Here is an 11,797-nt window from a genome sequence, read left to right as displayed (position 1 = left end):
TGTGGCGGACAATGGCAGGCGTGAACAGGACGAACGGCGGCGTCAACCTCCTGGCCCTGCGCAGCCACAACACCGCGCTCGTGCTCGACCTGCTGCGACGGGCGGGCACCGAGGGAATCAGCCGACTGGAACTCGCCGAGCGGACCGGGCTGACCCCCCAGGCCGTCAGCAAGATCACCGCCCGGCTGCGGAAGGAGGGCCTCGCGACCGAGGCGGGCCGCCGGGCCTCGACGGGCGGCAAGCCGCGAACGGTCCTGCGACTGGTGCCGGAGGCCGGCCACGCGGTGGGCGTCCATCTGGACCGGGACGCGCTGCGGGCGGTGCTGGTGGATCTGGCGGGGCGCGTGGTGGCGGAGCGGGGCGCCGCGCTGGACCTGGGTGCGGGGGCGGAGGCGGTCGTGGAGGCGGTCGCGGGGGAGGTGGAGGCGCTGGTGAGGGGGGCGCGGGGAGGAGAAGCGGGGGCCGCCGCACCGGGCACGGGCTCATCCACCGCGGCGCTTGCGGTGCCGGGCACGGGTTCGTCCGCCGGTACTGCGGCGGGTGTCGTGCCGGGTTCTGGTTCGTTCTTCGGCGGTGCGGTGGACGCGGTTTCGGGTGCTGGTTCGTCTGCGGGGGTTGCGGGGGCCTCGGTTCTGGGGCGTGACTCGCATGCCGGTACTGCGGCGGGTGTCGTGCCGGGTTCTGGTTCGTTCTTCGGCGGTGCGGTGGACGCGGTTTCGGGTGCTGGTTCGACTGCGGGGGTTGCGGGGGCCTCGGCCCCGGGACTCGACTCGCACGCCGGTATTGCGGTGGCCCCTGCCCCGGGCCCCGACTCGCACGTCGGCGCCGTGGCCGACGCAGCTCCAGGTACCGGTTCGCATGTCGCCCCGCCGGCTTCGGTCTCCGCTCCGGGTCCGGGGGCGGCGCCGCTTTCCGGTGTCGGGGAGGGGGCCGTCCCCGCCCTTCTCGGTGTCGGCGTGGCCCTTCCGGGGCCCCTCGACCACATGCGGGGCGTGCTGCATCGCGTCACCGGAATCCCCGAGTGGGACGGCTTCCCCCTGCGGGACGCGCTCGCGCGGCGGCTGGGTGTGCCCGTCGTGGTCGACAAGGACACCAACGCGGCCGCCCTCGGGCTCGCGGTCGCGGGGGAACGCGGGTCGTTCGCCTATCTCCATCTCGGTACGGGCCTCGGCGCAGGGCTCGTCGTCGAGGGGACCGTGCACCGGGGGGCGCGGACCGGTGCCGGGGAGTTCGGGCACCAGGTCGTCCAGCTCGACGGGCCGCCCTGCGACTGCGGTGACCGCGGCTGTGTCGAGGCGCTGTGCCTGGCGGCGGTGGCCCGGGGCGACCTGGGCGAGGCGGCCCGGGTCCTCGGTATCGCGGCCGGCAACCTCGTCGCCCTGCTCGACATCGACCTGGTCCTGCTGGGTGGCCGTACCGTGGCCACCGCCCCCGACGCGTTCCTACGAGGCGTCGAAACCGTCCTCGACGAACGCGCCCTGCGCACGGGCGAGGAGGCGGTCCCCGTGCGCGCCGCGCCCGGCGAGGTCGCCGAAGGAGCGGCCCAGCTCGTGCTGGCCCCGCTGTTCGGGAGGACGGACGGCTGATGGCGGGGTGTGATCGGCCGATCGGGCGGTCTCCGGGGGCCGTTCGGGGCAGACACCGGAATGGCGTCCCGTCTGAGCGTCCCCGTCCGCCATGGTCATGTGTTCATGCGACTGGCCACTCCCGCTTCCCTCGGTCTCGCGGCGGCAGCCGCCCTCCTCCTCCAGCCCGTGTCTCCCGCGCACGCGGACCCCGACTCCGACCAGAGCGGCTTCCCGATCACCACCCGTATCCACGGCGGCCCCGACGCCTACGTGGCCGGTGGCGGCTTCGGGACCTGGTACCTGGACCTCACCAACACCACCGCCCGCACCCGCACGGACATCCACCCCGTAGTCGTCCTCGTCGACGACCACCACGCACTCGACGCAGCCCAACCCCGCCTGGAGTTCTACGAGGGCGACCGCCCCCGTCCCGTCCGCTTCGAGAGGACCGACGCCGATGAACTCGTCGGAGCCTTCGACGACGGCTTCCCCGGTTTCACCGTCGCACCCGGCAAGACCCTCACCGTGAAGATCCGCCTCGCCCTCACGTCGGACACCGCTCGCAACGCCGTCACCGCCAATGCGGCCGTCGTCCAACGCCAGGCCGACGACGGCGACTGGGTGGGACAGTCGAACGACTACCGCTTCACCATCGACACCGAACCGGGCCACACCACTGCTTCCGGCACCGGCGACACCGAACCGGGCCACACCACTGCTCCCGGCACCGGCGACACCCCGCTCTCCCTCTCCGACGAACTCGCCCGGACCGGCCTCGGTTCACGTCCCGGCATCGCGATCGCCGCGACCATCGCCCTCCTCGTCATCGGCGGCGCGACCCTGCTGGCGAGGCGACGCCGTTGACCGGGGTCGCAGTACTCGTCGCCGCCGACCGGCGCGATGGTCAGACGCGGTCCACGAGGTCCGCGATGGAGTCCACGACCTTCGTGGGCCGATAGGGATAGCGGTCGATGTCACCCTTCGCCGTCAGCCCGGTGAGCACGAGAAAGGTTTCCATCCCGGCCTCCAGACCGGCCAGGACGTCCGTGTCCATACGGTCGCCGATCATGGCGCTGGTCTCCGAGTGCGCGCCGATGGTGTTCAGCGCGGTCCGCATCATCAGCGGGTTGGGCTTGCCGATGAAGTACGGCTCCTTGCCGGTCGCCTTGGTGATCAACGCGGCCACGGAACCGGTCGCCGGAAGCGCGCCCTCGGGGGAGGGGCCGGTGTTGTCGGGGTTGGTGGCGATGAAACGGGCACCGTTGTTGATCAGCCGGATGGCCTTGGTCAGAGCCTCGAAGGAGTACGTCCGGGTCTCACCCAGGATCACGAAGTCGGGGTCGGAATCGGTCAGCACATACCCGGTGTCGTGCAGTGCCGTGGTCAGGCCCGCTTCCCCGATCACGTAGGCGGTTCCGCCGGGATGCTGGTTGTCCAGGAAGCTGGCGGTGGCCAGGGCGGACGTCCAGATGTTCTCCGCCGGTACGTCGAGGCCGATCCGGTTCAGCCGGGCGTGCAGGTCGCGCGCGGTGTAGATCGAGTTGTTCGTCAGCACCAGGAACGGGCGTCCCGAATCACGCAGCTTCTTGATGAAGGCGTCCGCACCCGGCACCGGGATGCCCTCGTGCATCAGTACTCCGTCCATGTCGGTGAGCCACGATTCGATCGGCTTGCGCTCTGTCATGGGTGCGGACTCCTGCTGCAGCGAACGTGTGAGATGACCATGCTATGCAGCAGCTCCGCGACGGCAATGACCGTGGTCGAACGTCTCGATCCGCGGTCACTGACCCGAATGGAGCAGTGGCCGGCCGTCCCGGGATGCGGATCCGGACCCCCGGGGGGACTCTCCAGATGTCTGGAGGTTCACGATGGGTTCCCTACGCCTCACTCTCTGTACCGCGGCCCTGGCTGTCGCCGCCCTCACCCCGGTCGCACAGGCCGCGGACGGCGGCACCGTCTCGGTCACCCCGTCGACCCCCGCCCCCGGCGCCGACCTCACCCTGCGGGTCACCGGCTGTGCCGGGAAGACGGCCACCGCCGCCTCGGCCGCGTTCGTCGCGGACGCCCGGCTCACAGGGGCCGACGGCAGCCTCGCCGGCGAGACCCGGGTCCGCTCCTCGATCGAGCCCGGCTCCTACGACGTGAAGATCATTTGCGCCGACTTCAAGGTGAAGGGCAAGATCACGGTCGTAGCGGCGAAGGGCGAGGGGCCGGAAGGCGTCACCGCCCACGCGTCCCCCGTCGCCCCCGTGGCCGCGGGCGGCGGCTGGACCGCCACCCACCTCTCCGCGATGGAGCCCCACGCCGCCGGCCCCGGCACCGGGCACGCGGTGACCGGCCTGGTTCTCGCCGGGGTCGCCGCGGTGGCCGTCGTGCTGCGGGGCAGCCGCCGTAGCCGCCGCAGCGGCCGCAGCCGGGGGACGGACTGAGCGGCGATGTCCGATCGTTTCTCCGATGACGGCCCCGCCGACGGCGACCGCGTCTCCGGGAGCGGACGGTTGCTGACCGGCGTGACCTGGGCGCTGCTGCTGCTCGGGCTGTGGCTGTGGGGGTGCGACGTGACCGACGTACGGCACGGCATGTCCGCGCCGACCACCGGTGACATGGCCGCCGTGGGGCGCCCGCCGAAGGACGTCGAACTGCCGCCCGCCGCAGGGCCCTTGAAGGGAGCGCGGCCACAGCGCCTCGACATCCCGGACCTCGGCGTGCAGGCACCGGTGGTGGCCCGCGGCCTGGACGTGCGCGGCGCCCTCGACCCGCCCCCGTTCGACCAGCCCGGGGTCGTCGGCTGGTACGCGGCCGGCGCGGCACCGGGGGCCGCCGGGACCGCGCTGATGGTGGGGCATGTCGACACCGAGACCCGGCCCGCGGTCTTCTACAAGATCAGCGCCCTGCGACCCGGCGAGACGGTGCGGGTGGTCCGCGACGACGGCAGGGTCGCCGAGTTCACCGTCGACGACGTCCAGGTCCTCACCCGGGACCGCTTCGACGCCCGCCAGGCCTACGGGCAACGCGCGTCGGGCCGCGCCGAACTGCGGCTGATCACCTGCGGCGGCACCTTCGACCGTGCGAGCCGCAGCTACACGGCCAACGTGATCGTCTCGGCGTATCTGACCGGCACCGGTCTCTAGGGTCTGTCCGGCGGATCAGGCCGACGGCAAGCAGCGGAGCCTCATCAACCCAGATGTGCGTGCCGCGCCCCGCGACGCCGGCATGATCCGCCGGACAGGCCCGGGGCTTCGGGCACCTTACCTGGCCCGGTCGGCGACCCGCTCCCCCCGGAAGTCGCCGACCGGGCTGGTCCTCGACCGCGCGTGCTCGGGCTGCGGGAGTAACCCGGCGACGGCGCGGGAGGCCTGGGGGCTCGGTGGATGGTGACCGCGGCCAGGGGCTGGGGCCGTATGACACGACTCTAGAACGGATGAGCGCCCGGGCCTAGAGGTTGATTGACGCCAAGTCCCGAGCTCATGGCTCTCCGTCATATGAGCTGGTGGCCCGGGGTGCTACGCGGGTCCGCCGGGGCTTGCGTCGGCGCTTCCGTCGAGCTCCCGGCGCAGTTCGGCGCCGTCCGCGACACCCTCGATGACCGCGCGCGCCGCCTGGTCCAGCGGGAGCCGGCGTCGTCGCGCGTACTGCCTGAGCGCCACGAACGCCTGGTCGGCGCGGACACTCCAGCGCTCGGCGAGCATGCCCTTGGCCTGTTCGATGCGGACCCGGCTGGACAGGGCCTCCTGCAACTGCCCGGACAGCGTGCGGTACTGCGTGTAGGTCCGGCGGTTCTGCAGGCCGAGCGCGGCGGCGTCGGCGAGGGCCTGGGCGAGCTGGAGCTCCGGCGCGACGGACGCGACTTCGGCCGGGGTGACCGGGGCGAGGTCGGGCAGTGTCGGCATGAACACATTGAGGGCGCCCAGCAGGTTCTCGTGGCGGCGCAACGGGACCGCGTAGGTCGCCGTGATGTCGTGCCTGAGGGCCCGTTCGGTGAACTCGGGCCAGCGGGCGTCCGCGTGGGCCACCTGGATCGACACCGGCGGCACCGCCCGCCCCGAGCCGTAGCTGTCCACACAGGGCCCGCCGTCGTGCTGCACCTCCAGCAGCTCCAGCGCCACGTTCTCGTGCCGGCTGCTCGCGGCCAGCGACACCGCCCGGCCCCCGTCGATCAGCATCACTCCCGCCGCCGAGGCGTTCAGCAACTCCACGCAGTGATCGGACATCCGTTGTAAGTACCGGGTGGCCTCGAACCCCTCGACGAGGGTGTCCGCCGCCTCCACCAGTGCTGAGGCCAGCTGGATCTCCCTGGTGGCGTACCGCATCCAGAAGCACTCCCCTTCGTCGACGAGCGCCCCCGTACAGACGCGCACCTACCCCGACCTACGGGGCTGTAACAGCTCCTGGACAAGGCTCCGGTGACCTCGTGGGCGGCGCGAGTGGTGTGTCACGATTGAGACTTGGATGGTGCACCCAGGGGGGAATTGGATGTACGTCAGCAGGGGGGCCAGGAGGGCGACCCGTGCACGGGCTTCCGCGGCGGTGCTGGGGGCGGCACTGCTGCTCGCCGCGTGTTCGGCGTCGGGAGACGGGGACAAGGGGGACGGCGAGGGCGACCAGGCCGGTGCCACGATCACCCAGCAGCCCAAGGAGGCCGACCCGTTCTGGGTCAACCCGGACGGCAACGCGGCCAAGCAGGTCGCGGCGTACGCGAAGAGCGGCAAGGACGACAACGCCGAGCAGATCCGCAAGATCGCCCAGCAGCCGGTGGGGGAGTGGATCGGCCCGGAGAACCCGGAGCAGGAGGCGCGCGGCTTCACCGAGGCCGCCGACAAGGCCGGTCGTACGGCCCTCCTGGTCCTCTACAACATCCCGCACCGCGACTGCGGCCAGTACTCCCAGGGCGGCGCCGCCGACGGCAACGCCTACCGGACCTGGATCGACGGCGTGGCCGCGGGCATCGGCGACCGAGCGGCGACGGTGATCCTCGAACCGGACGCCGTACTGCACCTCGTCGACGGCTGCACCGAGGAGGAGTTCCACGAGGAGCGCTACGACCTGCTCAGCGGAGCCGTCGAGAAGCTCAAGTCCCTGAAGAACACGAAGGTCTACGTCGACGCGGGCAACGCCGGCTGGGGCCACCCCGACCAGATCTTCGAGCCCCTGAAGTGGGCCGGCGTCGCCAAGGCCGACGGCTTCTCGGTGAACGTCTCCAACTTCTACTCCACCGAGGACTCCATCACCTACGGCAAGGAACTCTCCGCGAAGGTCGGCAACAAACACTTCGTCATCGACACCAGCCGCAACGGCAACGGCCCGTACACGGACGGCGACGAGAACGAACGCTGGTGCAACCCACCGGGCAGGGCCCTCGGAGAAACCCCGACGATAAAGACAGCGGACCCGCTGGTGGACGCCTACTTGTGGGTCAAGCGCCCAGGAGAATCGGACGGCGAGTGCAAGGGGGGCCCGAAGGCGGGTCAGTGGTGGGCGGATTACGCACTGAAACTGGCGAAGGCCTCTGACTGACGTCAGCCCCCGCGTCCCTAGGGGCGCGGGGAACTGCGCGACCAGCCACGACGGACCCTCAGACGCCGACGACGCTAGGGAACACGAACCCACTGCGCCTTGCTCGGCGTCCCCTGATCGTCATCCACGAACAGCATGTACCACCCCGACTGCACCAGGTTCTTGTTCTCCGGCACAGTCACCTTCACCTTGTCCCCGGACACCGTGAACTTCATCTCGATGGACCGCTGATCCACATCGGTCACATGAGTCGACGCACTGGGCCGGATCAACCGCACCTTCTTGATCACAGAAGCCTGCGGAGAGGTGAACGTCCCGGAAGCCCCCCGAGCAATGGTCTGCGGCCCCCCGGACAGCGAAGGCCGGGAGTCCCGGTACAGATACGGCGGCGTATAGATCTCGATCCGCTGCTCGAAGACACCCGGCTTCGTGTTCGCCTTGTCCTCGTACAACGAGTCCGACCCGAAGAACATCACCCGCCCGTCCGGCAACAGCAGCGACCCTGAGTGGTAGTTCCGCCCCACCAGAGGATCGGCCACCGACTCGAACGTGTTCGTGTCCGGGTGGTACAGCCGCGCCTGGTGGATGTTGGAGTCCCCACGCCCCCGGTAGTCCTCCGATCCCCCGGACACCAGCACGGAGTCGTCGGGAAGGATCGACGCCTGCGGATACCGCGTCCCCTTCTCCAGCGTCGGCCCGTTCACGAACTTCGGGCTGTCCGCCTTCATGTCCACGATCCGCGTCCTGTTGCTGGACTGCGCGGACTCACCGACCCCGCCGCCCCCGATCACCATGTACTTCTCGTCCTGCGCCGGCGGCAGCAGCACGGTCCCGGAGGTCTCCATCTCGTTGGCGTCGCTGAGCCCCGGGATCTTCGTGAACTTGTTGGTGTCCACGTCCCAGATCCCCGGCACCCGCCCGACGTTGTCCGGCCCGTACCCCGCGTTCGACCCCGAGTAGAAGATCTTGCCGTTCTGCATGAGGAACAGCGCGGGGTAGGTCGGGAACTGACGGACCTTCGAGAGGTACGTCCACTTCTTGGTCTTCGGGTCGAACACCTCGTTCTTGCCGGGCACCAGCTGCCCGATGTCGTCGAGCCCGGAGACACTGAGGACCTTCCCGTCGCTCAACGTCGTGAGCGTCGGATACCAGCGGGCCTCCTTCATCGGGTCGACCTTGATGTACTTCTCGGCGACCGGATCGAACTCGAAGGCGTCCCGGATCCCCTGGAAGTCCTTCTTGTCCAGGGCGAGCTTCTGCGCGATCCCGTAGGTGTTGCGCGCGTCGGTCCCGGTGAGCCCCTGGATCCGGTAGTTGTCCTGCGTACCCGTCTCGTACTTCCGGCCGCTCTTCTGCGCCTCGACGTAGATACGCCCGAGCCCGGGATCGTTGCGCAGGAACTTCCCGGTCACCTTGTCGAAGACCTTCGTGGCCCGCTCCACGACCACCGGGTCCTTGGACACGAACGTCTGGCCGTTCTCCTTGCCGGTGAACTTGGTGCCCGCCGGCAGCGTGATCGGCTTGTCCGGGTTCTCGTTGTGGACGATCATCAGGCCGCCGGCCTTGGTGACGTCACCCTTGAGCTTCTCGTACCGCTTGGTGCCACCGGCGATCAGCAGATTGCCGTTCGCGAGCTGCGTGTGCCCGGTGCAGAACAGGTCCTTGGGCGTCGGCACCTTCTTGATGGTGCCCTTGACCGGGTCCCAGATCCGGGTGTCGAACTTCTTCGCGTCGAAGTTGTCCTGGTCGTTGCCCGAACCCGCCACCAGCAGCACCTTCCCGGTGCGCAGCAGCGCCGCGTGGATGGTGTTCTGCCGGTACTCCTTGGGGAACTCGACGATCTCCCACTTGCCGTTCTCGGCTTTGTACTCCGGTCTGTTGATCTGGTACTGGTGGTACTTCTCGGTCCCGAAGCGGTACAGCCACGGCCCGTTCATCCCGGCCAGCGCGAGCACCACCGCCGTACCGATCGCGAGTCGACGGGCCCGGCGGCGGCCTGCACGGTCGTTCATTCCTTACGTCCCCCAAGTCCACCGAGGGCGATCTGCATCGTCTGGTCGTTGCCCTCGTCGTGCGTGTGCGAGTCTGCCCAGGTCGGCTTGTGGGCCGGGGCGTGCTGGGCGGTCGGCAGCGGCTGCGGCTGGTACTGCATCTGTGCCGGAACCTGAGCGGCCGGAGTCTGGGTCGCCGGATCCTGGGCTGCCGGGCCCTGCGCCGGAACCACCGTCCCCTGCGGCGCCCCGGCGGGCTTCTTCCTGGCCTGGCGCAGCATGTGCCGCCAGGTGAAGATCGGTGTCGCGGTGATCAGCATGGCGAAGATCGCCCAGATGATCATCGCGGGGTGCGAGTGCCCCAGGGCGATGCCGGCGCCGATCGAGCCACCGAAGATCGCGATGAAGTACCAGTGGTAGCGGAAGGTGCCGAACCACCGGTCGGGGCTGGCCGAGTCGCCCTTGGGGGTGACCACGAACTTGCTCTTGCGCCGCAGCACCGAGTCGACCAGCGCCTTCGCGTACAGCGGGGCGGACAGCGCCGACATCACCATGCCCGCGACACCTCCGGAGCCCTCCGGCTCGTGCGGCGAGACGTTGTGGCGGCGGTTCCAGATGTACAGGCCGATCTGGAGCACGGAGGCGTTGCCGTAGAGCATCAGCCACACGGTCGGGTCGATGTTCACACCCGAGGCGCCCAGACCCAGGAACAGTGCGCAACTCAGCGCCGCGAGGATCCAGTTGAGGGCGGACATCGGGTAGAAGATGATCATCATCGTGTAGTTGAAGAGCTTGCTCGGCGGCAGCGAGTACCAGCCCTTCCAGTACTGCTTGAGGATCGTCTCGTACGTCCCTCGGGACCAGCGCATCTGCTGGGTGAAGAAGTCGGTCCAGGCACTGGGGCCCTCACCGACGGCGAGCACGTCCGGGGTGTAGACCGAGCGCCACTTCCTTCCGGTGGCCGGATTCTTGTGGCGGTGGATCTCGAACCCGGTGGCCATGTCCTCGGTGATCGAGTCGTACAGGCCGCCGACCTGCTTGAGCGCGCTGATGCGGACGGCGTTGGAGGTGCCCACGAACATCGGGGCGCCGTACTTGTTCCCGGCGCGCTGGATCAGCGCGTGGAAGAGGAACTGCTGGGACTCGGCCGCCTTGGTGACGAAGTTGTCGTAGTTGCCGTAGACCTGCGGGCCGATCACGAAGCCGACGTCCGGGTCGCGGAAGAAACCGAGCATCCGCTCCAGGTAGTTGGGCAGCGGCACGTGGTCGGTGTCGACCGAGGCGAAGTAGTCGTACTGGTCGCCGTGCGCGTCCAGCCAGGCGTTGTAGTTGCCGTGCTTGGTCTTGGCTCGGTGCGGGCCCTTGGGCTGGTTCCACTTCTCGACGCCCTTGCGGGAGAAGTGGTGCACGCCGAGCCGGGCGCACACCTCCTTGACCGCGGGGTCGTCGCCCTCGTCGAGGAGCCAGACATGCATGAGGCCGCGGTGGCGGATCCTCACCGCGGCTTCCAGGGTCTTCGTCACCATCTCCAGCGGCTCCTTGCCGGGCACGAAGGAGGTGAGGAAGGCAACTCTGGTGCCGGTCTCGGGAACCACCGGGACCGGGTCGCGGGCGACCAGGGTGGCGTGTGCGTTGGACAGCACGTTCATGCAGCGGAAGAACTCGATCAGGCCGATCGAGACGAGCATGACGATGTCCAGGGCCGGCAGCCAGGAGAAGGCCGGGTAGTCCCGCTCGGTCCAGTGCTCGGGCTGCAGCAGCCAGGCCAGCAGGACCAGCGAGAGCAGCGGCGCCGCGGCGAGCATCAGGGCGACCCGGATGCGGTGCGGCTCCTGCGAGATCAGTGAGCGGTACTGCACCTTGTAGGGCTGGCCCGGGTCGGGCTGTGTGAGGGGACCTGCCAGCCTGCTGTAGTGCTCGTAGTCGTACTTCGGAAGGGTCTTCTTTATCCGGCGCAGTGTGCCGGTCCGATGCGAAGGCAGCCTGAGCTGAGTGGTTTCTGACGGGTCGAAGTTCTGCCGGGCGCCCGTCGGCGTCGACGTCATGAGTCATCCCCCCACACGCGGACGAGCCGCGTGTCGTCGTTTCCTTACGTCCGCTTCGGTCCCCCTCGACCTTCACAGACGTATCAGTGGTGGGCCGCAGTCACCACAATCTTCACAGCATTAGACAGGTAACCGCGACCTCCGGTTGCAGGACGCCCCCCTCGGCATCCTCTGCGGCGGGGCCCCCTTTCCCCGCAACACCGGCAACCGGCTCCTTGCCCCCCAACTGCCGCGTATCCGCAGCATCTTGGAAACCAGGGTTCTACGGTGCTCATCATGATCGCAAGATGCGAAACGCGGTGTTTACCGGTCATACGCGTTCATTGTGGCGCGTGTGGGGGCCTTGTGGAGTGGTTATGGATATCCGCACGCGTCTCCATACGGCCGTCCGCCCGCTCTGGTTCACGCCGAGGGCCCCCGCGTGAGCAGGGGGTCTTCTGTGGCGGTGGGCCTCCAGAGGGCGCCGGGGCGCCGGAGCGGCTCGCCCCAATGTGGAAGGCCCCCCGTTTTCACGGGGGGCCTTCAGTTGTCTGTGCGCCGCCAGGGACTCGAACCCCGGACCCGCTGATGCTGTGTCTTCCCGGGGGGGGGTGACCCCCGGACCCCCAGCCGCCTCTGCCGCATCCCGGTCTGGTCCGTGCGCCGGAGTGGGTCCTCTCAACGGGGAAGGCCCCCCGTT

General features: G+C 69.4%; 9 protein-coding genes and 1 pseudogene. 6 read left to right on the top strand and 4 right to left on the bottom strand.

The window, feature by feature from the left end; translation table 11 throughout:
• Positions 1 to 11 precede the first annotated feature (11 nt).
• The 3 genes and pseudogenes from ACI2L1_RS31375 to ACI2L1_RS31365 form a co-directional block, all read left to right on the top strand.
• Positions 12 to 149 (top strand): annotated as a pseudogene (locus ACI2L1_RS31375) (ROK family transcriptional regulator); the annotation flags it as partial.
• A gap of 429 nt (positions 150 to 578) precedes the next feature.
• A complete protein-coding gene (locus tag ACI2L1_RS31370) occupies positions 579 to 1,586 on the top strand; it encodes an ROK family protein (RefSeq protein WP_404742817.1) in 1,008 nt (335 codons plus the stop codon).
• Positions 1,587 to 1,691: 105 nt separating this feature from the next.
• Positions 1,692 to 2,432: a hypothetical protein gene (locus tag ACI2L1_RS31365; protein WP_404742778.1), complete on the top strand. Its 741-nt coding sequence runs from the start codon at positions 1,692 to 1,694 to the stop codon at positions 2,430 to 2,432.
• A gap of 40 nt (positions 2,433 to 2,472) precedes the next feature.
• Here ACI2L1_RS31365 and ACI2L1_RS31360 read toward each other — a convergent pair whose 3' ends face one another.
• Positions 2,473 to 3,252, bottom strand: a complete 780-nt coding sequence (locus ACI2L1_RS31360) for an HAD-IIA family hydrolase (RefSeq protein ID WP_404742777.1) — start codon at positions 3,250 to 3,252, stop codon at positions 2,473 to 2,475.
• Between the two features lie 184 nt (positions 3,253 to 3,436).
• Here ACI2L1_RS31360 and ACI2L1_RS31355 point away from each other — a divergent pair, with 184 nt between their 5' ends.
• Entirely contained in the window at positions 3,437 to 3,997 is a 561-nt protein-coding gene (locus tag ACI2L1_RS31355) for a hypothetical protein (protein ID WP_404742776.1), read from the top strand.
• A 6-nt stretch (positions 3,998 to 4,003) separates the two neighbouring features.
• Complete coding sequence (locus ACI2L1_RS31350; protein WP_404742775.1) at positions 4,004 to 4,699, top strand: class F sortase; 696 nt, start codon at positions 4,004 to 4,006, stop codon at positions 4,697 to 4,699.
• Between the two features lie 372 nt (positions 4,700 to 5,071).
• Here the strand turns inward: ACI2L1_RS31350 and ACI2L1_RS31345 are convergent, their stop codons facing one another.
• Entirely contained in the window at positions 5,072 to 5,926 is an 855-nt protein-coding gene (locus tag ACI2L1_RS31345; protein ID WP_404742774.1) for a GAF and ANTAR domain-containing protein, read from the bottom strand.
• A 115-nt stretch (positions 5,927 to 6,041) separates the two neighbouring features.
• Here ACI2L1_RS31345 and ACI2L1_RS31340 point away from each other — a divergent pair, with 115 nt between their 5' ends.
• On the top strand, positions 6,042 to 7,082 hold the full coding sequence (locus ACI2L1_RS31340) for a glycoside hydrolase family 6 protein (protein ID WP_404742773.1): 1,041 nt from the start codon (positions 6,042 to 6,044) through the stop codon (positions 7,080 to 7,082).
• Positions 7,083 to 7,156: 74 nt separating this feature from the next.
• Here the strand turns inward: ACI2L1_RS31340 and ACI2L1_RS31335 are convergent, their stop codons facing one another.
• Together ACI2L1_RS31335 and ACI2L1_RS31330 are read right to left on the bottom strand one after the other, a co-directional pair.
• Positions 7,157 to 9,094, bottom strand: coding sequence for a galactose oxidase-like domain-containing protein (locus ACI2L1_RS31335; protein ID WP_404742772.1), 1,938 nt, complete (start codon positions 9,092 to 9,094; stop codon positions 7,157 to 7,159).
• Positions 9,091 to 11,118, bottom strand: coding sequence for a glycosyltransferase family 2 protein (locus ACI2L1_RS31330; protein WP_404742771.1), 2,028 nt, complete (start codon positions 11,116 to 11,118; stop codon positions 9,091 to 9,093). Before ACI2L1_RS31330 ends, ACI2L1_RS31335 begins: the two co-directional genes overlap by 4 nt.
• Positions 11,119 to 11,797 lie beyond the last annotated feature (679 nt).

Source organism: Streptomyces sp. NPDC019531 (assembly GCF_044903305.1).
Lineage (GTDB): Bacteria > Actinomycetota > Actinomycetes > Streptomycetales > Streptomycetaceae > Streptomyces.
The sequence above is the reverse complement of the archived record's forward strand: the minus strand, read 5'-3'. Positions and strand labels throughout refer to the sequence as shown.